Origin of the sequence: Chryseobacterium sp. MMS23-Vi53 (genome assembly GCF_047651245.1) — a bacterium.
Classification (GTDB): Bacteria; Bacteroidota; Bacteroidia; order Flavobacteriales; family Weeksellaceae; genus Chryseobacterium.
The window spans coordinates 4,214,496-4,235,357 of record NZ_CP180265.1; the positions used below are offsets into that span (position 1 = coordinate 4,214,496).

Consider the following 20,862-nt stretch of genomic DNA (forward strand, 5'->3'; position numbering starts at 1 on the left):
TTAAAATAATATAAAATGTTAAATAGGAGGACAAGAAGTTTATTTTTGGCTTTATTAATGATTGTAGGAAATCTTGTTTTTGCGCAGAACAGAGATCGCAAAGGTATTATTTCAAAACCTACAGCTCAGAGTATGAAAGCCGGAGCTTTTATTGATGTGAATGCTGCCGGATATCCGGAATCCAACTACGGTATTACACAATTGGTAAAAGATGTTCTTATTAGCGGTGGATCTACGTGTTCTGCTGCCAATGTAACGAACGTACATGTTTCTCCAGATTTACCTACAAGTGACCAGAACAGAAGCTGGGGATATTTTAATAAAGCAACGACCAATTTTCCTTTTGCTAAAGGGATCGTTCTTACAACAGGATATGCAAGAAAAGCTGGAAATAATTTTCAGGCAACTTTAAGTGATGGCCTTCCTGTACAAGGAGATGTAGATTTGGCAACAGCTTTAGGAATTCCAAACAATCAATTAAAAGACGCAAGTTATATTGAATTTGATTTTGTTCCTGCCTCTACCAAAGTTACATTCAGATATTTATTTGCATCGAAAGAATATCAACTGGATTATCCTTGTACAATTGGTGACGGATTTGCATTATTATTGAAAAAAGCAACCGACCCTACCTATACAAACCTTGCTGTTTTACCGACAGGGGGTAATGTAAGTGTTACCAATATTCACCCTGCGATAACAACAGGAGTAGGATGTGGCGCGGTAAACGAAACTTATTTTGGAGGTTACAATACATCAAATATAGAAACCAATTTCAATGGACGTGTGGTTCCGTTAACGGCAACTGCAACTGTAATTCCTGGGCAGACTTATCATTTTAAAATGGTTTTGGCAGATTATCAGGATTCCAATTTCGACTCTGCGGTTTTCCTTGAGGCTGGTTCTTTTGATATCGGAGTTCAGCTTTTGGATCCGGCGGGAGTTGCACTTCCTTCATCTATTAATGTTTGTGATAATGCACCTCAGACTTTCACTGCGTCTGTTCAGGGTGGTGGCGCAACGTATCAATGGTTACTGGGAACAACCCCAATTCCAGGTGCAACCAATGCAAGTTACACTGCAACGCAACCGGGAGTCTATACAGTTCAGGTGTTTTTACCGGGAAATACATGTCCGGGAACAGCAAGTATTACTATTGTCGGTGGAACTTCGCCTACCGTGCAGAATGCTACTTTAACTGCTTGTTATGTAACAGGTAATGCTATATTTAATTTAACATCGGCTCAAGGATCAATCAGCACAACGCCGGGTGCAACTTTTGCCTATTATCTCACTCAGGCGGATGCTTTGGCCGGAAATACAAATACAATCCCGAATCCTACCACTTTCCAAAGTGCAGGACAAACGGTTTATGTTTCGGTAAAAAGCGGTTTTTGTTCTAAAGTTGCGGAACTTCAGCTAATTAAAGCTCCTCAAATGACAGCTACGATTGCTCCACCTACACAATTAACGTGTACTAATTCGCAGATTACTTTAAATGCATCAACATCAGTTTATCCTACAGGAGCTACTTTTGCGTGGACAACTACAAACGGAAATATTGTTTCAGGAGCGAATACTTTAACGCCTGTCGTAAATGCTGCGGGAACTTATACTTTAACAATTTCAAATACATATCAACCTGGAAATTTAACTTGTACTGCTACTGCAAACGTAACAGTAACAGGAGACAGTGCGCCACCAACAACGGGCTTAACGGCTTCTAAAGTTCTAATCTGTGCAGGTGAATCTGTTACTTTAACGGCTACAGGTGGAGCAACCTATAACTGGGTTGGTTTACCGGGAACAGGAAATACGCAAACTGTATCGCCTACTACAAACACAACGTATACAGTAACAGCTGTTGGTGCAAATGGTTGTGTGTCTCAGAATCCGGCAACGATTACCATTCAGGTTTCGCAACCGATTACTGTTCAGAATGCTACTTTGTTTAAGTGTTATCAGACAGGTGGTATCAATTATGATTTAACTGAAGCTCAGACTCAGATTACAACTGCGGGAGGTGTTACTTTTGCATATTATTTAAATCAAGCTGATGCAAATGCTCAAAATAATAATACGATTGGAAACCCGGCTAACTTCAATAGTCCAGGTGGACAAACAATTTATGTTTTAGTAAAAAATGGAGGATGTAGCTACGTGGTGACATTACAATTATTATCAACACCGCAAACGACTTTAACGATTGCGCCTCCGGGACAAATTACTTGTACAACAAATCAAATTACATTAAATGCATCTACATCTGTAATTCCAACAGGCTCTACAATTGCATGGACGACTGCAGGTACAGGAAATATAGTTTCAGGAGCTAATACTTTAACTCCGGTTGTGAATTCGGGAGGAGTTTATACATTAACGGTAACCAATGTTAATCAACCCGGAAATTTAAATTGTACATACACAGCAAACGTTACTGTTACTCAGAATACGACTCTTCCGGTAGCGGGAGTTACTTCCACATTTCCACAAATATGTCCTGGAGAATCTGTTACTTTAACAGCTACAGGTGGTGCAACTTATAACTGGACAGGTCTTACCGGAAACGGAAATACTCAGATTGTTTCTCCTACAACGACGACAACTTATACTGTTTTCGCGGTGGGTGCAAATGGTTGTGTTTCTGCTACACCGGCAACGATTACAATTGTTGTTGGACCTCCGGTTGCAATTTTAGCGGCTTCAAAATCTAAAATCTGTGCAGGAGAATCTGTTACCCTTACTGCTTCAGGTGGTGTCACTTACGAGTGGGTTGGTCTTACAGGAAACGGAAATACACAGGTTGTAACACCTACAACAAATCCGCAGCAATACTGTGTATATGCTTTAGGAGGAAATGGTTGTAAGGTTGCTAATCCAACTTGTATCTCGATTGAAGTTGTACCGGCTATTGTTTCTACATTGCAGGATGTATATGTGTGTGCCGGAGATTTCGGAATTTTAGATGCCGGTGCAGCGAGTACAGGACCAAATTATACTTACTTATGGAGCAATGGAGCAACAACGCAGACTATTTCTGTAAATGTTCCGGGAACGTATTCTGTAACGATTAGTAACGGAACCTGCTCTAAAGTCTTTACAGCTCAGTTAATCAATCCTACATTGCCACAGTTTAATAATATTACTTATGAAAATCATATATTAACATTATCAACAACAAATCCGGCAGGTGGAATATTAGAGTATTCGATTGATGGAGGTCTTACTTGGCAAAATTCAAATATTTTTTATAATGTTTTGGATAATACAAGTTATAATTTGATGGTAAGAGTAAAAGATGCAAAATGTAGTACAACATTAGAATACTTCACATTTATCATCTCGAATGCAATTACTCCGAATTCTGATGGGAAGAATGATGTGATAGATTTTACAGGTATTAGCAAGTACAATAATTTTGCAGCATCTATCTTCGACAGATATGGTCAGGAGATGTTTAAAGCAAGCAAAACAGAGACTATTTGGAACGGAATGATGAGAAATAGTCTTAGTATTCCAACAGCTACATATTGGTACAAAGTACAGTGGGAAAATCCTGCAAGCAAGAAACTTGAACTTCGCAATGGATGGATATTACTGAAAAATAGAGATTAAATAAATAATCTTTCTGTGAATTAATATAATTGCCTCTGGTTTTATCTGGGGGCTTTTTTTTATCGTAAAAAAAGTGAAATATATATGTGATTTATTCAAAAAAAAATTAAATTTGTTAAAACAAAATTATTATGAAGAGATATCTACTATTGTTTTCTTTTTTCGCGGTCTCGTCCTCGAGTCTCTTTTATTCACAAAATATTAAGCCCAGAAAGCCACAAGTTGAAAAGCCTTCTTCTTTAACGATGAAAGCAGGAACTTTTATTGATGTGAATGCGCCAAGTTATCCGGCATCAGCTTACGCACCTTTACAATTGGTAAAAGATGTACTGATTTCTTCCGGAACAAACTCTTGTGTTACTCCCAATGTATCCAATGTTCAGGTAAGTCCAAATTTACCGGCAACAGACGCCAACAGATCTTGGGGATATTTTCACAAAGGGACTACCAATTTTCCTTTCAAAGATGGAATTGTACTTTCTACAGGATATGTAAACAAAGCCGGAAATTCATACATTTCAAGTACTCTTGGTGATGATTTGCCAACAGGAAGTGATCCTGACCTTGTAGCAGCTACAAACCCTTCAGGTAACTTAAATGACGCAGTTATTTTGGAATTTGATTTCGTACCAACATCAAGTCAGGTAAAATTTAATTATTTATTTGCTTCAGAAGAATATACAACGTCTTTCCCTTGTAGCTTTTCAGATGCTTTTGCATTATTATTAAAACCAGTAGGATCTACGGCTCCTTACGTAAATATGGCAGTATTGCCTGCTCCGGGAACAGGACCTGTAAGTGTTACTAATATTCACCCGGATACTATGTTTGGAGGTGGAGCCCTATATTGTGGTGCTGCAAACCCTACTTTTTTTGGAGGGTACAATACAGCAGCTATTGAAACCAACTTTAATGGTAGAACAGTTCCTTTACAAGCTACAGCTACTGTAACGCCGGGTATTACTTATCACTTTAAAATGGTCTTGGCAGATGCATTAGACAGCAGCTATGACTCTGCAGTTTTCTTAGAAGGTGGATCTTTTAACATTGGTGTTGAATTATTAGACCCTTCTGGAGCTACTTTACCGGAAGAAATTAACGTTTGTGATAATGTTCCGCAAACAATTACAGCTTCTGTAAATGATCCGAATATGACATATCAGTGGTTCTATAATGGTGTTGCTGTTCAGGGAGCAACTACACCTACAATCACTGCTACACAACCTGGAAACTACGAAATTCAGGTAAGCTTCCCTGGAAATCCTTGTCCGGGTAAAGCAAATATTAAAATTAACGGAGGAACGACACCTTCTGCTGTAGATGCAAGTTTATTGCTCTGTACAACAACAGACGTTACTTGGTTTGACTTAACCGATGCAATGGCGTCAATCAGTACAACTCCGGGAGCGGTATTCCATTTCTATGAAGATCAGGCTGATGCTATAGCTCAAAATGCTGATTACATCCAGGATATTTTACATTATAATGGTAATGACGGACAAATTTTATATGTTGTAGTTTCCAATGGTGGTTTCTGTAGTAAAATGATCGAATTAAAATTGCTAAAAGAAGCAACCCCAACAGCTCACTTAGTAGCATCAAAATTAAAAGTTTGCCCTGGAGAGACAGTTGATTTTACAGCAACAGGAGGTACAACTTATCTTTGGTCAAACTTCCCTGGAACAGGAAATACACAATCTGCAACGGTTTATAATACGACAACATTCACAGTATATGCATTAGGCCCGAAAGGATGTAAGTCTTTGCAGCCTGCAAAGATTACCGTAGAAGTTGTTCCGGAGCTTACTTCTCCATTAAAAGATGTAGAAATTTGTCAGGGAGACAGAGTAACTCTTGATGCAGGGGCAGGACCAAACTACACTTATTTGTGGAGTACAGGAGAGGTTACGCAGACGATCAACGTAGGTGAATTAGGTATTTATACAGTAAAAATTAAAAACGGATATTGTGAGAAAATCTTCACAGCTAAAGTTTTAGCAGCAGCTTCTCCATACGTTTCTAATATTGATTACAGCAATAACACATTAACGGTTACAGCAGAAGTTCCTATGATTAATAATATTCCTCAGACAGCAGAATATTCTAATGATGGAGGAATTTCTTGGCAGGATTCAAATATATTTACGGGTCTTCAGAATAATACAACATATCATATTCAGGTAAGAACCAAAGGAACTCATTGCGTTGGAGCATTAGAATTCTTTACACTTCATATTTCGAATATCATTACACCAAACCAAGATGGTATCAACGATACATTAGATCTTACAGCTCTTGGAGAATTCAAAAACTTTACAGGATCTATTTATGACAGATACGGTTCTGAAATGTTCAGATTCTCAAAAGAAAATCCAATTTGGAACGGAACAGTAGGAGGTAAGAAATTACCAACTGCAACATACTGGTACAAGTTCAACTTCCAGTATCCGAAGTCAAAAGCAAACATGAGCCAATCTGGTTGGATCATGCTTAAAAACAGAGAATAATTATAATCGATAATGCAACCAAAAAAAGCCTTTCAATTAATTTTGAAAGGCTTTTTTTATTATTTGATTTTCTTGTTATTAATAAAGAAAATATAATTCTAGTTTGTCATTCCGTAGGAATCTCGGCAAAGCTTTTAATTAATATTAAAAAAGAATTATTCAATTAATATTTTAAACGAACAATTTCCATTCAATAGGAATAGGTTTTTTTATACTGAGCATGTCGAAGGAAGCCCATTTAAAAGTTTAAAAGCCATCCAAATGGTCTATCTGTGTTTAAGAAACATTCTCCTTCCACAACTGAGTAAAAGAAATAAAATCCGCAACACTCAGTTCCTCCGCTCTTTTATCCATAAACTCATGAGTTTTCAAAGGCTCAGGAATATTCAAAATTTTCAGAGCATTCGACAGTTTTTTTCTTCTTTGATTAAACCCTGCTTTTACAATTTGTTTAAATAAAACCTCATTTCCAGTTAATCCTTCTTTAGGGTTTCTCGTCAAACGAATCACTCCCGATTTTACTTTCGGTGGTGGGTTGAATACATTTTCATGTACCGTAAATAAATACGAAGTATCATAATAAGCCTGAATAAGAACCGTAAGAATTCCATAATCTTTCGTTCTTGGAACAGCCGCTGTCCTTTCTGCAACTTCTTTTTGAAACATTCCCACCATCTCGGGAATCAATTCATAATGATCCACAATCTGGAATAAGATCTGCGAAGAAATATTATAAGGAAAGTTTCCGATAATGGCGATTTGTTCACCTTTAGTAAATTCAAAATCCTGTTTCAGGAAGTCACCTACAAAAGTGTCTTCCGTTACTTTAGAATAATTATTTTTAAGGTATTCAATCGATTCATTATCGATTTCTGCAAGGTAAACATTTTGGTCTTTTTCCAACAGATATTTAGTAAGAACGCCCATTCCGGGACCTACCTCCATGACATTCTGATAGCTCTCAAAACTAAGACCTTCTACGATTTTTCTTGCGATGTTTTCATCCGTCAAAAAGTGTTGACCAAGATGCTTTTTTGCTTTTACACTCAATGTTTTTTATGATTTTATTAACAGTGATTTTCTCTTTTTCGTTCCCAAATTTCGGAAGATTTTTTCTATTTTAGCCAAAAATTTTAATATTAATGGCTAAATCGGTAGATGAGTTTAATAAGAAAAGGCTTAGGTCTAGCAATATTACAGTAGTAATAAGTATTGCCTTAGTGTTATTTTTGTTAGGATTAATGGGACTTATTTTAATTAATGCCCAGAAATATTCTGACTATATCAAAGAACAGCTCGTTGTAAATGCTTACTTTGATGAAAACTATAATGCAAAAGACTCTGCAAAAATTGCAAAGATGGAAGCTGAGATTTTCAAAGAAATCCAGACATTGGCTCCTGTAAAAAAAGCGACTTTCATTTCAAGAGAAATGGCAGCAAAAGAAGCTAAAAAAAGTATGGGAATCGATACAGATGCGCTTTTCGAAGAAAATATTTTCCCGTCATCTATTGAAGTGGCTTTAAAACCGGAATACGTAGATCCAGCAAAGATCGATCAGGCGATTAAGGCCATTCAAGCTGTTCCCGGAATTTTAGAAGTGAAGAATGACAGTACCTTAATGGTAGATGTTTACAATAATCTAAGTAGAATTCTTAAATGGATTTTAGGTTTTTCTATATTATTTTTAATCCTAGCCGTTGTTTTGATTAATAACTCTATTCGTCTGAAAATATTTTCGAAAAGATTTATCATTAAAACCATGCAGTTGGTAGGTGCAAAGAGAAGATTCATCCTGAAGCCATTTATTGTTGAAGCGGTTGTTTTAGGAGCTATCGGTTCAGGAATCGGACTTTTAGCATTATTTGGAGTTTGGTATTACTTTACAAGTCAGATAGGATCTGCATTCGTTCAGGATACAAATCAATATTTCTGGTTGGTAATTTTAGTATTGGGAGTGGGAATTTTCATCACTGTTTTAAGTACAGTAATTGCAACCTGGAGATTCTTAAGATCTAACGTTGACGACTTATATTACTCTTAAAAATGAGCAAAAAAACAAATAAATTTTCCGCTGATAATTTCGGAAAAGAAACAACACCTGAAGTTCAGGAAAATACGTTTTACTTCGGAAAAGAAAACTTTAAGTGGATGCTTATTGGTTTGGCATTTATTCTTGTCGGTTTCCTTTTGATGATAGGACCAGACGCGAATACTGTCGACGGAAAATTTGATCCAAATTCCTGGAACGACGGAATTTTTTCCATCCGCAGAATCAGAATTGCGCCTTTGTTTGTCGTGATAGGTTTTGTCATCGAAGGATATGCGATTTTAAAAAGAAAATAAATATAAATTTTATTTAAGGATTAAGGAATTAAGAAATTTAGATAGATCTAAATCTCTTAATTTCTTAATCTTTTAATTTTAAATAAATTATGGATTTAATCAAAGCAATCATCATTGCCATTATTGAAGGATTAACGGAATATCTTCCAATTTCCTCAACCGCTCACATGGGTTTCACTGCAAATCTAATGGGCTTGGAAGAAACAGAATTTTTAAAAATGTTTCAGGTTTCAATTCAGTTTGGAGCTATTCTTTCCGTCGTTGTGGCATACTGGAAAAAATTCTTTGATTTAAAAAATTTACAGTTTTATTTTAAGTTAGCTTTTGCAGTAGTTCCAGCATTGGTTTTAGGCTATTTATTTGATGATAAAATTGAAGCAGTTCTTGGAAATCAAATTGCTATTTCATCTGTCTTAGTATTAGGTGGAGTTGTTTTATTGTTTGCCGACAAATGGTTTAAAAATCCTAAAATCGATGATGAAAAAGGAATTACGATAAGAAATGCAATTACAATAGGATTCTGGCAATGCTTAGCAATGATGCCGGGAACGAGTAGAAGTGCAGCATCCATTATTGGTGGAATGGCGCAAGGCTTAACCAGAAAAGCAGCAGCAGAATTTTCATTTTTCTTGGCAGTTCCTACAATGTTGGCGGTGACAGTTTATTCTGTTTTTGTGAAAACGTGGGGTAAAGAAACTCCAAATCCACAAAAAGGGTATGAAATGATTATGGCTTCACAGGATCACATTACAATTTTCATCATTGGAAATATTGTGGCATTTATCGTAGCTTTAATTGCAATCAAAGCATTCATCGGAGTTTTAAATAAATATGGTTTCAAACCTTGGGGTTGGTATCGTATTTTCGTTGGATTAGCTTTATTGATTTATTTTTACTTTTTTAAATAGTTTAGTTAAAAAATTATTCATTACCAATTAAAGATTTCTCATAAATTAATGACCGCAGAAGACTTACAATCAGGACACATATTTTTATTAGACAAACCATTGGATTGGACATCTTTTCAGGCAGTCAATAAAATGAAATACAAACTCAAAAGAGAGTTTAATTTACCAAAAAAATTCAAAATCGGACACGCAGGAACACTTGATCCGCGTGCGACAGGACTTTTAATTGTTTGTTGTGGGAAATTCACCAAAAAAATCCCTGAAATTCAGGATGCTCCGAAAGAATACTGGACGGAAATAAAAATAGGCGTACAGACAGAATCTTACGACACCGAAAAACCTGAAATTCTTCATCAGGATTTTTCACATATTACCGAAGACCAGATCAAAAATGCTTTAGAAAAATTTGTTGGTGAAATAGAGCAAAAACCACCTGTTTTTTCAGCTATTAAAATTGATGGACAAAGAGCTTACAATCTAGCGAGAGCAGGGGAGGAAGTTGAAATGAAGTCCAGAAAAACAACAATTTTTTATATTGAAGATATTAAAATTGATCTTCCACAGGTAAGTTTTACGGTAGGTTGTTCAAAAGGAACTTACATCCGAAGTCTGGCTCACGATATTGGGCAGGAATTGGGTGTGGGAGCTTATTTAACGCAATTAAGAAGAACCAAAATCGGTGATTATAAGATAGAAGATGCAACGTCCAACTTTTTGGAAAATGATTTTAGATTTTCACAGTAATTATGAAAAATTTACTTTTAATTCTAAGTCTGTTTATTGGTTGTAGATTCTTTTCGCAAGAGGCAGAAACCAAAAAACAAAAAATGGGATTTTACATCAATCCTACCCTTAATTTGGGTTACAATTTAGGCAATAGTATTAAGGACAACCAAAATAAAGACTCCCCATATTATCAGCAATATGTTTCTCCTTATTTACCCAACAAAATTACTTATGGAATTACAGCCGTTGCGGGGTATAATTTTATCCCAAATCTTGCGCTGGGATCTGGCTTGAAGTATAGTTTTATAGATGATAATTTTCATTTGATATATTGGGTGATTCAGCCGAAAGTAATGTTTAATGTTGGCGATGAGTCGATATTTATTGATCTTAACTATGGCAAACAAATTAATCATTCTGCTGTTTCTGATGCTAAATTTTACGGTCTAAAATTGGGACTTCAGGTTTCTTATTCAAAAAGATTAAGTCAGGAAGGGGGCATTATTTTAGAAAGTCATAAATTTGCAAACTCAAGTGCTGTCTTTGTTGGATTGAGTTACGGAATTACAGTGTTCAGCAATAAAAATTATACAGGTTACGGAGAAGATTAATGGAAAAAACACGTATCAATAAATATTTATCGGAAGTAGGATACTGCTCAAGAAGAGCAGCGGACAAACTTTTGGAGGAAGGAAGGATAAAAATAAATGGAGTAGTGCCCGAAATGGGAACGAAAGTTTCTGATGAAGATGTGATCGAAGTGGACGGAAAACCAATCCGTGAACCGGAGGAAAAACACGTTTATATAGCCTTCAATAAACCTGTAGGAATCGTTTGTACAACAGATACAAAACGTGAAAAAAATAATATCATCGACTATATTAATCATCCTAAAAGGATTTTCCCGATCGGAAGGCTCGATAAGCCTAGTGAAGGATTGATACTTTTAACCAGCGATGGTGATATTGTAAATAAAATTCTTAGATCAAGAAATAATCACGGAAAAGAATACATCGTAAGAGTGGATAAACCAATCAATCCAAGATTTCTTGAAAAAATGCGAAACGGTGTTCCGATTTTAGATACTGTAACGAAAAAATGCGAAGTCGAAAAAATTGACGACATGAATTTCAGAATTGTTTTAACGCAAGGTTTAAACCGTCAAATCCGTAGAATGTGTGAACATCTTGGATATGAAGTGAAAAAACTGAAACGTATTCGTGTCTTAAATATTAAACTCGATTTGCCAATCGGGAAATGGAGAGATTTGACGGATGAAGAACTTTCAACTTTGAATAAATTGGTAGAAGGATCAAGCAAAACGTTTGACTAATTTGTTGATCGTTTTAGTTTAAAATTTAAAAATATATTGAGCTTGCCGAAGCATCTCACATAATATAATTACGAAAGATGAACTCTCATCACTTCAAGTACAATTTCATTCTCACCTCATATTCCGGTTTTACTTTCAAAAGTTTCCACATTTTCTTTTCATCTTTTTCACTGATTCTGTAGAAAATTATTTTGTCCGCAGAATATTTAAAGTAAGGATGATTTTTCAGCCATTCTTCGGGAGCATCTACCAAAGTATATTTCGGAACATTGGATGAGTTTAAAGGAGCAATGGCCAACAACTTTTGAGTTAATTCCTTATCAATATTATAAGTCGTTAAAATCTGTTCTTTATTCACAAATCCACCCAATTTTTTTCTGAAACCAATGATAGAACCGGCTGCTCTTTCATCCATTCCAAATTCTACGAGTTGTTTGAAAGTAATTACATTAAGATCAATTTTTGAATAATCTGTTTCCTGTTTTGCTTCTGTTTTTAAAGGTTCATTCTTTGCAATTGTTGATGAATTTAGTTTAATGTAAGGTTTCATTTCCTCAAATTTCTCAGGAGAAATGACAAAACATTTTTGAATATCTTCTAAATTTTTAAAGCTACCTCTTAAATTTCGATCTCGATAATTTACGATAGTTTGTGCTTGTTTATCGGAAAACCCAAAAGATTTCCAATCATTGAGATTGAATGTATTAGGATCGAAAGAATGATACTTAATTTTGATTTTCTCTGAGCTAAAATTTTTCGCAAAACTTTTAAATTTATCAGGAGTTTTTTCAGGAAGAATTAAAAATGATTCTAGTTTTTTGTAGTTTTCATCGCTGATAATAAAACATTCTTTAAACTTTTCCTTACTCACAAAACTGCCACCCAAATAACTTTTATACTTTAAAATCGCTTCGGATTGTCTTTCACTGAAGCCCATTTTCATCCAGTCATTAACTGAAAGTCGATCGGGATTGAATTTCCCGGAAATGGTAATCGATGTCTTTTCAAAATTTTTAAAGTTACTGGATTTCGCTTCTTTATTAGTTTCCGGAAGCAAAATGTATGATTCCAGCTCATTAAATTTTTCCTCAGAAACGGCAAAACATTTTTTGAATTGTTCTTTCGACAAAAATTTTCCGCCAACAACATCTTTATATTTTAGGATTGTTGAAATTTGCTTTTCGGAAAAGCCTAAATTTTCCCACTGTTTTTGGTCAAGATTATTTGGATCAAATTCTACCAGATTAAAAGGAACAGAGCTTTCTGTAATGAATTTTATATTAGAAAAATCCTCTCTTTCTTTGCTCGTATATTTTTGAAATGCAAACAGAATAATCAACATCATTCCCATGAATGCAATTTTTTGGTAATAGCTTTTTTTCATCGCTGTAAACTTAATGAATATAATAAGTCTTAGCAATGAGTAAGTTACAATTGCTTTATTTTAGAATATAAATTGTTGATTCTTCTTTTTTGAAATAAATTGAAAAGGAATTTTCTTAGAATTATTTTAATATTCTTCGTCTTTTTCAGTCAAAGATTCTTTTAATTTTAAAAGTTCAGCTTTTACAAACTCCAAACGATCGATAATAGTCACAGTCTCAGAGATTTTGCTGTTGGTGGTTAAAGCAATTCGGGCACCATCCAGTGTGTAACCTTTTTCTTTCACCAAATGATAGATAATTTGAAGATTCTTAATGTCTTCAGGTGTAAAATACCGGTTGCCTTTTTTATTTTTTTTAGGTTTGATGATCGGGAATTCCTGTTCCCAATAGCGGATCAATGAGGTGTTTACATCAAATGCTTTTGCAACTTCTCCTATTGAATAATACAGCTTATCGGGTAAATTTATCTTCATTTTACGAATCCTAATCTTCAAAGATAAAAATTTTTTAAATTTTATGAACATTTAAAGATACAAAATGTTTATTTTTTCCTTTATAAATCAAGGATAAAAGTCATTTTTTACTGAACGAAAAATCTTTTTGTTTTCACTAATTTTGATTTAAAATAAAAACTCACGTGGATTCTATTTCTGTACTTCATATCGATCTTTTTCAGTCGGGTAAGAATGCCTCAGATTTTTATTTTAACAGGATGAAAGAACATTTGGTTTTGGGGCATCATCATATCGAAAGACCTCATCGCCACGACTTTTACGCCACGATCCTTTTTACAAACGGTAATGGTACTCATGAAATAGATTTTCAAAAATATGAAGTTTCTCCAGGAAGTTTATTTTTTATGTCTCCGGGACAGGTTCACAGCTGGGAGCTTTCGAATGATATTGATGGCTACATTTTCTTTTGTTCGCAGGAATTTTATGAAATGCATTATGTGAATCAAAAGTTGAGAAATTTCCCTTTTTTTGGTTCAGTTAATTTTCCGAGAAAACTTCAATTAAATGATGATGAATTAACGAAAAATATTAATTTGTTTCAAGAACTTGAAAAAGAGTATAAAATTCAGGATGTAATGAAAGAAGGCTTAATTCTTTCTTTGATGTCTCAGATTTTTATTCGATCAACCAGACAGTTTTCAAAAGAATTAAATATTTCGGAATCGTCAGCAAGTTTTTCTTATTTTAAACATTATCAGGACTTTGAAAGCCTTGTTGAAGAGCATTTTACAAAAGAAAAATCAATTGCTTTTTATGCTGATTTAATGAATATCTCTTCGAAACATTTAAATAGAATTACCCAAACGGTTGTTCAGAAAACAGCAACTGAAGTAATTACCGAAAGAGTCGTGTTAGAAGCTAAAAGAATGCTGATGTATTTGGACGAGAGTCTTGTAGAAATAGCTTTTCGATTGGGATATGAAGAATATTCATATTTTGTGAGAGTATTCCGAAAAATTTCCGGAATGACTCCCACACAATTTATTAAAAAATACAAGGCTTAGTTTTTGGTTGACTGTTGTTAGTTTCTGGTTAATGGTTAAATCAAATAAAGATTATTTCATTCAAAAACTCTCAAATTCTAATCCTCTAAGCCCCCCAACTCTCAATTTACAATAGTAATTTAAAAGGTCCTTCAAATATCGTATCAAACGAATCGATCATTTTCCCTTTTTCATCAAAAACTCCGATTGTCATATTTTGTTTTGAAAATTTAATGTCTTCTTCCGGGAAAGTAATATTGATGTTTCCTTTTAAAATTTGATCTCCTTTTAGAATAATTTTATCTGAACCAAAGAAATTGATTTCTGCATTTTTAGGACTAATGACTTTTATGGTTACTATTTTTTGCTCATTTGATTTGTTTAAAAGAGTGTAAATAAAAGTATTCGTTATTTTCCCATTCTTAATGAAAAATGTTGATCCTGCAGGTTTGATGAATTTGGCTTCCATTGAACCTCTGTCATACATTAAAAATCCTAGAAAACCGATTAATAAAGCTAAAATGGCAGTCGTTGCTTTCATTTTTGATGTAAACCTGAATTTTTCCTGGTTTTCAATCTCAGATTCAGTGGCATAACGAATTAAGCCTTTTGGAAGACCGACTTTTTCCATCACTTCATCACATGCGTCAATACAAGCTGTACAATTTACACATTCCAATTGCTGTCCGTTTCGTATATCGATTCCAGTCGGACAAACCACAACACACTGATGACAATCGATGCAATCGCCTTTTCCTACAGCTTTTCTGTCTTCATTATTTCTCCATTTTGAACGCCCTTCACCTCTTTTAAAATCATAATATACATTGATGGTTTGCTTATCAATTAATACTCCCTGAAGCCTTCCGTATGGACAAATGAGTGTACAAACCTGCTCACGAAGCCATGCAAAAACAAAATAAAAAGTCATAGAAAACCCGATCATTCCTAAGAATTTTAAAAAATTTTCAATCGGACCTTCTTGCATTATTTTTATGACCTCTTCGTAGCCAACAATATAAGCGAACATGAAATGTGTAATAATTACTGAAATCAAAGCGAAAACAGACCATTTTGTTAATCTTTTTCTGATTTTCTCAGAATCCCATTCTTGTCTGTCGAGTTTCATTTGTTTGTTTCGGTCACCTTCAATCCAATATTCAATTTTTCTGAAAACATTTTCCATAAAAATCGTTTGGGGGCAAAGCCATCCGCAGAAAATTCTTCCAAAAACTACAGTGAAGAGCATTACAAAAATCACAGAAGTTACTGCTCCTAAAGCTAAAATGAAAAAGTCCTGTAAATAAAAAGGTTGTCCGAAAATGAAAAATTTTCTATCAATGACATTAAAAAGTAAAAATGGATTATTATTAATTTTAACGAAAGGCAATCCGAAAAATAAGACAAGTAAAAAATAACTTACATAATTTCTATAATTGGTGTATTTTCCTTTTGGCTTACGGGGAAAAACCCATTTCCTTTTTCCAGCTTCGTCCATTGTTCCTATCGAATTTCTGAAGTCTTCATTATCTATTTCCGAAACCTGAAAATTGCCGGATTGTACGCTCATCGTCTTAAAGTTTTATTAAAAATTTTAACAAGAATTCAAATCATTTGGTTTAAATTCTCATTTTAAAAGATTTTGATTAAAATATTTTAAAATTTTAATGCTGTACAAAGCTCTGAATTAAACAATTTTAATACTAATATTATCTACATCTTAAATAGTACAATTCGGACATTTTTAAAATTATTTTATTGTATCAAAACGAGAAAATAATCTTTGAATCTTATTATGTATGTCGTAAATTGTTCCCTTTAAAATTGTGCGGAATGAAAAATATTTTAAAAACCAGTTCGCTTGGTTTGATTTTAGTATTATTTAGCTGTAAATCAGTAAATAGTAATAATATGTTTTATGGAGGTGTAAAGCCGGAAAAAGTTTCGGATCAGTTCAGTTTTACGGAAGGACCGTCTTCGGATAAAGAAGGTAATGTATATTTTACCGATCAACCTAACGATAAAATTTACTATTGGGATTGGAAAACAAATAAAATTATTCAGTTTTTGGATAAGACAGGAAGAGCCAACGGAACACATTTCGATAAAGATGATAATTTGATTACTTGCTCGGATGATAACGGAGAAATCTGGAAAATTTCAAAAGATAAAAAAGTTCAGGTTTTATTGAAAGATTTTGAAGGTAAAAGATTGAACGGTCCAAATGATGTGTGGAACGACGAATTTGGCGGAATGTACTTCACAGATCCCTTATACAAAAGAGATTATTGGGTAAATTTTAAAGAAGAAATTCCAAATAAAAGTTTGTATTACAGAAATAAAGACGGAAAAATTTCAAAACTTGAAACCTTCACTCAACCCAACGGAATTGTAGGAAGTGAGAAGTTTAAAAAATTATACGTTTCAGATATTGATGCTGGAAAAACTTACGTTTATGATATTCTAGGTGAAGGAAAATTATCTGAAAAGAGACTTTTCTGCGAAATGGGTTCAGACGGAATGACGCTTGATAAACACGGAAATTTATATTTAACAGGAAAAGGTGTTCATGTGTTCAATCGAGACGGTAAGAAAATTTATCATATTCCCATTGAAGAAGAATGGACCTCAAATGTTACGTTTGGAGGAAAAAATAACGAAACTTTATTCATTACTGCTTCGAAATCGGTGTATACTTTACCGACGAAGGTGAAAGGTGTGAAATAGTTTAAACACAAATTGCACTGATTTTTTCACGAATAACACAAATATTTTAATACACAAAATATTGTTGTAAGTTTTGGCTAAAGCCAATCTTGAGTTTAATAATAAAAAAACGGGTTAAAGCCCGTTCCTATTGATATTTTTATTGTGTTATTCGTGAAAAAAATCAGTGCAATTTGTGTTTAGATTAATATGCCACTTCCATTTTCACTTTCTTACCTTTCAGTTTTTCGTGACTCAATCTTTTCAAAACATCGTTCACTCTATTTCTTGCAACGGCAACATAAGAAGTATTATCTTTTACTTCTATCAGTCCAAGTTCTTCTTTTTGAAGATCACCTTTTTTAAGTAAATAACCAACAATATCCACTTTATTTACTTTATCCTTTTTTCCGGCACTGATGTAAATCGTCTGGAAAGGCGTTTTTGCAGGAACTTTATTAAATCCGACAACACTTTCTTCCGGAATATCATTTTTAATGAAAGGGAAATTATCTTCTTCTTTCATTATTAAATAAGCAAAACCTTTCGCATTCATTCTCGCGGTACGACCGTTTCTGTGGATGAAAGCATCTTCTTTCGGAGGTAATTGATAATGAACAATCGACTCAACTTCCGGAACATCCAAACCTCTCGAAGCCAAATCTGTCGTAATTAAAATTCTCGCAGAATCGTTTCTGAATTTCAATAAAGCACGTTCTCTTTCGTCCTGTTCCATTCCGCCGTGGAAAGTTTCTCTGTCGATTCCTTTTTCGCGTAAAAGTTCCGAAATACGGTCAACCGCTTCACGGTGATTACAGAAAATCAACGTTCTTTTGTTACCGATTTTACAGATTAAATTAAATAAAGTATCCAGTTTTTCCTCAGAAATAGTCATTACTTTTCTAAACTGAATATCCGGTTTTGCATCACCTAATTTTAGAAAATCAATCAGTTTTTCATTTTTTAAACCTGTAAAAGCTGGAATTTCATCCATTGCCGTTGCAGAAGTTAAAATTCTCTGTGAAAGTCCTTTCAAAGAATTAGAAATGAATTCCATATCATCATGAAAACCAAGCTCCAAAGCCTTGTCAAATTCATCTAAAACCAATGTCTGAATCGTTTTCGGATCAAAATTATTGTTTCTTAAATGATAAACAACTCTTCCCGGAGTTCCTATTAAAATAGCCGGAGCTTCAATTAAATTATTGACCTCAATTTTTTTATCGTGACCTCCATAACAAACTGAAACCTTAAAATCCGTTCCCATCGATTTGAAAACCTGCTCAATCTGCAATGCTAGTTCTCTCGCCGGAACTAAGATTAACGTCTGAATTCCTGAAGCATTTTTCTTAAGATTTCTGAGAACAGGAAATAAAAAAGCCAGTGTTTTTCCCGAACCGGTAGGAGAGAGCAAAACAATATCCTGATTATTTTCTGTCGCTTTATATGTAGATTTCTGCATCTGATTCATGTCCTGAATCTGCAGTTTTTTGTAGATTGATTCTAATTCCATTTTGCAAAGATAGTCATTTAGTTGATGGTTGATCGTTGCAGGTTGTTAGTTCTAAATTTAATATTACGAATTGTCATTCAGAACGAAGTGAAGAATCTATCGATCAAAAACGAGCAACCACCAACAAGCAACTAACAACCATCAACCATCAACTGTATTTTAGGAGCTATTTCCGACTTTTCGCTATATCTTTTTGGTTACGGGCTTCGCTTCGCTGCGCCCGCAACCAAAAAGGATGCCGCTGCAATCCGGGCTAGGGTGGAAGTCAATTATATTGATGTTTAGAAATGAATAGTAAGGCAGATTTCCAAAAAATAAAAATATTTCATATTGATTATTAGTAAGTTATGAATAGTTTCTCGAAGTTTGAAATTATTGCTTATCTCAAATAAAATTCATATCTTTGCACCCACTTTTGTGGCGAGAAGGTTTGAAAAGTAAATAACTCAAAACTAATTACTTCCGTATTTTTCAATTCACATTTATTCAGACCGTTGAAAAAGAAGGAATACAAATTTTATTAGAAAATGTCAAAAGAGACAAATTCAGCAGAGGTTTTATTAAACCAAAACGTAGCACCAGAACAATTTGATTGGGATTCTTTCGAATCAGGTCTTGATGCAGATGCGAGAAAAGAAAAAAGCGATTTAGAAGAAATCTACAACGGATCTTTGAACAACCTAGACGATAACGACGTTTTAGTTGGAAAAGTTGTAAGATTAACTGACAAAGAAGCTATCGTAGACATCAACTTCAAATCTGAAGGTGTTATTTCTCTTAACGAATTCCGTTACAACCAAGGCCTAAAAGTAGGTGACGAGGTTGAAGTAATGGTTGACAGAAGAGAAGACAAAACAGGTCAGTTACAATTATCTCACAGAAAAGCTAGAACGCTTAAAGCTTGGGATAAAGTAAATGAGCTACACGAAACTGGAGAAATCGTAAACGGTTTTGTGAAGTCTAGAACTAAAGGAGGTATGATCGTAGACGTACACGGAATCGAAGCATTCTTACCTGGTTCTCAAATTGACGTTAAGCCAATTAAAGATTACGATCAGTTCGTAGGTAAAACTATGGAGTTCAAAGTTGTGAAAATCAACCCTGAGTTCAAAAACGTAGTTGTATCTCACAAAGCATTGATCGAAGCAGATATCGAAGGTCAGAAAAAAGAAATCATCGCTCAGTTAGAAAAAGGACAAGTTCTTGAAGGTACTGTTAAGAATATTACTTCTTACGGTGTATTCATCGACCTTGGAGGTGTTGATGGATTGATCCACATTACAGACCTTTCTTGGTCTAGAGTGAACCACCCATCTGAAATCCTTGAGGACGGACAAACTGTAAAAGTTGTTATCCTTGACTTTGATGATGAGAAAACAAGAATCCAATTGGGTATGAAGCAATTAGAAGCTCACCCTTGGGATGCTCTTTCTGCTGACTTGAAAGTAGGTGACAAAGTAAAAGGAAAAGTAGTAGTTCTTGCTGACTATGGTGCATTCGTAGAAATCGCTCCAGGTGTGGAAGGATTGATCCACGTTTCTGAAATGTCTTGGTCTACTCACTTGAGATCTGCAGGTGACTTTGTAAAAGTAGGTGATGAGGTTGAAGCTGAAGTACTTACTTTAGACAGAGAAGACAGAAAAATTTCTTTGGGTATCAAGCAATTAAGCAAAGATCCATGGGAAAATATCGAAGCTAAGTATCCGGTAGGATCTAAGCATGTAGGAACTGTAAGAAACTTCACAAACTTTGGTGTATTCGTAGAGTTAGAAGAAGGTATTGACGGATTAATCTACATCTCTGATCTTTCTTGGACTAAGAAAATCAAGCACCCATCTGAGTTCTGTGCAGTTGGTGATAAATTAGATGTTGTAGTTCTTGAATTAGACATCCAGGCTAGAAGATTATCTCTAGGTCACAAACAATTGACTGATAATCCATGGGATGCATTCGAAACTAAATATGCTGAAGGAACTGTACACACAGGAACTGCTGTAGAAGTTCACGATAAAGGAGCTTCTGTACAATTCGAAGATGCTGAAGTTGAAGCATTCTGCCCTTCAAGATTATTAGAGAAAGAAGATGGATCTAAAATCAAGAAAGGTGAAACTGCTGAGTTCAAAGTAATTGAATTCAACAAAGAATTCAAGAGAGTAGTTGTTTCTCACACAGGTATCTTCAGAGACGAAGAGAAGAAAAACGTAAGAGAAGCTTCTAACAACAGATCTAACAATGTATCTTCTTCTTCAAACGAAGAGAGATCTACTTTAGGAGATATCGATGCATTAGCAGAATTGAAAAGAAAAATGGAAGAAGGTAAATAATCC

16 protein-coding genes are annotated in these 20,862 nt (G+C 34.5%); 11 read left to right on the top strand and 5 right to left on the bottom strand.

Annotation, left to right across the window (positions count from 1 at the left end; translation table 11 throughout):
• The first annotated feature begins 15 nt into the window (after window positions 1-15).
• The gene (locus tag ACKX2A_RS18750) at window positions 16-3,615 is read left to right on the top strand and encodes a choice-of-anchor L domain-containing protein (protein ID WP_415326450.1); all 3,600 of its coding nucleotides are present in this window, start codon (window positions 16-18) and stop codon (window positions 3,613-3,615) included.
• 131 nt (window positions 3,616-3,746) lie between these two features.
• Window positions 3,747-6,122 carry a choice-of-anchor L domain-containing protein gene (locus ACKX2A_RS18755; RefSeq protein WP_415326451.1) on the top strand — a complete coding sequence of 792 codons (2,376 nt, stop codon included), beginning with the start codon at window positions 3,747-3,749 and terminating at the stop codon, window positions 6,120-6,122.
• Between the two features lie 276 nt (window positions 6,123-6,398).
• Here ACKX2A_RS18755 and rsmA read toward each other — a convergent pair whose 3' ends face one another.
• Complete coding sequence (gene rsmA, locus ACKX2A_RS18760; RefSeq protein ID WP_415326452.1) at window positions 6,399-7,172, bottom strand: 16S rRNA (adenine(1518)-N(6)/adenine(1519)-N(6))-dimethyltransferase RsmA; 774 nt, start codon at window positions 7,170-7,172, stop codon at window positions 6,399-6,401.
• Between the two features lie 92 nt (window positions 7,173-7,264).
• Between rsmA and ACKX2A_RS18765 the strand changes: the two genes are divergently transcribed.
• The 6 genes from ACKX2A_RS18765 to rluF all read left to right on the top strand — a co-directional run bounded on the left by ACKX2A_RS18765 (window position 7,265) and on the right by rluF (window position 11,433).
• Window positions 7,265-8,164, top strand: a complete 900-nt coding sequence (locus ACKX2A_RS18765) for a cell division protein FtsX (RefSeq protein ID WP_415326453.1) — start codon at window positions 7,265-7,267, stop codon at window positions 8,162-8,164.
• A 2-nt stretch (window positions 8,165-8,166) separates the two neighbouring features.
• Window positions 8,167-8,466 (top strand): DUF3098 domain-containing protein, encoded by a 300-nt coding sequence (locus ACKX2A_RS18770; protein WP_415326454.1) that lies wholly within the window; start codon window positions 8,167-8,169, stop codon window positions 8,464-8,466.
• Between the two features lie 89 nt (window positions 8,467-8,555).
• Window positions 8,556-9,374, top strand: coding sequence for an undecaprenyl-diphosphate phosphatase (locus ACKX2A_RS18775; RefSeq protein ID WP_415326455.1), 819 nt, complete (start codon window positions 8,556-8,558; stop codon window positions 9,372-9,374).
• A 48-nt stretch (window positions 9,375-9,422) separates the two neighbouring features.
• Window positions 9,423-10,118, top strand: a complete 696-nt coding sequence (truB, locus tag ACKX2A_RS18780) for a tRNA pseudouridine(55) synthase TruB (protein ID WP_415326456.1) — start codon at window positions 9,423-9,425, stop codon at window positions 10,116-10,118.
• Window positions 10,119-10,120: 2 nt separating this feature from the next.
• Window positions 10,121-10,711 carry a hypothetical protein gene (locus ACKX2A_RS18785; RefSeq protein WP_415326457.1) on the top strand — a complete coding sequence of 197 codons (591 nt, stop codon included), beginning with the start codon at window positions 10,121-10,123 and terminating at the stop codon, window positions 10,709-10,711.
• Window positions 10,711-11,433, top strand: coding sequence for a 23S rRNA pseudouridine(2604) synthase RluF (rluF, locus tag ACKX2A_RS18790; RefSeq protein ID WP_415326458.1), 723 nt, complete (start codon window positions 10,711-10,713; stop codon window positions 11,431-11,433). The genes ACKX2A_RS18785 and rluF overlap by 1 nt, the downstream gene beginning before the upstream one ends.
• 88 nt (window positions 11,434-11,521) lie before the next feature.
• Here rluF and ACKX2A_RS18795 read toward each other — a convergent pair whose 3' ends face one another.
• Window positions 11,522-12,817: a helix-hairpin-helix domain-containing protein gene (locus ACKX2A_RS18795; RefSeq protein WP_415326459.1), complete on the bottom strand. Its 1,296-nt coding sequence runs from the start codon at window positions 12,815-12,817 to the stop codon at window positions 11,522-11,524.
• Between the two features lie 126 nt (window positions 12,818-12,943).
• Entirely contained in the window at window positions 12,944-13,291 is a 348-nt protein-coding gene (locus ACKX2A_RS18800; protein ID WP_415326460.1) for a MerR family transcriptional regulator, read from the bottom strand.
• A 164-nt stretch (window positions 13,292-13,455) separates the two neighbouring features.
• On the opposite strand from ACKX2A_RS18800, the gene ACKX2A_RS18805 reads away from it, so the two are divergent.
• Window positions 13,456-14,337: an AraC family transcriptional regulator gene (locus ACKX2A_RS18805; protein ID WP_415326461.1), complete on the top strand. Its 882-nt coding sequence runs from the start codon at window positions 13,456-13,458 to the stop codon at window positions 14,335-14,337.
• A gap of 106 nt (window positions 14,338-14,443) precedes the next feature.
• Here the strand turns inward: ACKX2A_RS18805 and ccoG are convergent, their stop codons facing one another.
• A complete protein-coding gene (gene ccoG / locus ACKX2A_RS18810; RefSeq protein ID WP_415326462.1) occupies window positions 14,444-15,886 on the bottom strand; it encodes a cytochrome c oxidase accessory protein CcoG in 1,443 nt (480 codons plus the stop codon).
• Between the two features lie 263 nt (window positions 15,887-16,149).
• Here ccoG and ACKX2A_RS18815 point away from each other — a divergent pair, with 263 nt between their 5' ends.
• On the top strand, window positions 16,150-17,043 hold the full coding sequence (locus ACKX2A_RS18815) for an SMP-30/gluconolactonase/LRE family protein (protein WP_415326463.1): 894 nt from the start codon (window positions 16,150-16,152) through the stop codon (window positions 17,041-17,043).
• A gap of 184 nt (window positions 17,044-17,227) precedes the next feature.
• Here the strand turns inward: ACKX2A_RS18815 and ACKX2A_RS18820 are convergent, their stop codons facing one another.
• Window positions 17,228-18,535 (bottom strand): DEAD/DEAH box helicase, encoded by a 1,308-nt coding sequence (locus ACKX2A_RS18820; RefSeq protein ID WP_415326464.1) that lies wholly within the window; start codon window positions 18,533-18,535, stop codon window positions 17,228-17,230.
• A 527-nt stretch (window positions 18,536-19,062) separates the two neighbouring features.
• Here ACKX2A_RS18820 and rpsA point away from each other — a divergent pair.
• Window positions 19,063-20,859 carry a 30S ribosomal protein S1 gene (gene rpsA / locus ACKX2A_RS18825; RefSeq protein ID WP_415326465.1) on the top strand — a complete coding sequence of 599 codons (1,797 nt, stop codon included), beginning with the start codon at window positions 19,063-19,065 and terminating at the stop codon, window positions 20,857-20,859.
• Window positions 20,860-20,862 lie beyond the last annotated feature (3 nt).

Bases quoted from the DNA above. Each gene is read 5' to 3' on its own strand.
- ACKX2A_RS18750 (WP_415326450.1), top strand. From the start codon at position 16: ATGTTAAATAGGAGGACAAGAAGTTTATTTTTGGCTTTATTAATGATT.
- ACKX2A_RS18800 (WP_415326460.1), bottom strand. From the start codon at position 13,291: ATGAAGATAAATTTACCCGATAAGCTGTATTATTCAATAGGAGAAGTT.
- ACKX2A_RS18785 (WP_415326457.1), top strand. From the start codon at position 10,121: ATGAAAAATTTACTTTTAATTCTAAGTCTGTTTATTGGTTGTAGATTC.
- rluF (WP_415326458.1), top strand. From the start codon at position 10,711: ATGGAAAAAACACGTATCAATAAATATTTATCGGAAGTAGGATACTGC.
- truB (WP_415326456.1), top strand. From the start codon at position 9,423: ATGACCGCAGAAGACTTACAATCAGGACACATATTTTTATTAGACAAA.
- rpsA (WP_415326465.1), top strand. From the start codon at position 19,063: ATGTCAAAAGAGACAAATTCAGCAGAGGTTTTATTAAACCAAAACGTA.
- ACKX2A_RS18820 (WP_415326464.1), bottom strand. From the start codon at position 18,535: ATGGAATTAGAATCAATCTACAAAAAACTGCAGATTCAGGACATGAAT.
- ACKX2A_RS18775 (WP_415326455.1), top strand. From the start codon at position 8,556: ATGGATTTAATCAAAGCAATCATCATTGCCATTATTGAAGGATTAACG.
- ACKX2A_RS18815 (WP_415326463.1), top strand. From the start codon at position 16,150: ATGAAAAATATTTTAAAAACCAGTTCGCTTGGTTTGATTTTAGTATTA.
- ACKX2A_RS18765 (WP_415326453.1), top strand. From the start codon at position 7,265: ATGGCTAAATCGGTAGATGAGTTTAATAAGAAAAGGCTTAGGTCTAGC.
- ACKX2A_RS18795 (WP_415326459.1), bottom strand. From the start codon at position 12,817: ATGAAAAAAAGCTATTACCAAAAAATTGCATTCATGGGAATGATGTTG.
- ccoG (WP_415326462.1), bottom strand. From the start codon at position 15,886: ATGAGCGTACAATCCGGCAATTTTCAGGTTTCGGAAATAGATAATGAA.
- ACKX2A_RS18755 (WP_415326451.1), top strand. From the start codon at position 3,747: ATGAAGAGATATCTACTATTGTTTTCTTTTTTCGCGGTCTCGTCCTCG.
- ACKX2A_RS18770 (WP_415326454.1), top strand. From the start codon at position 8,167: ATGAGCAAAAAAACAAATAAATTTTCCGCTGATAATTTCGGAAAAGAA.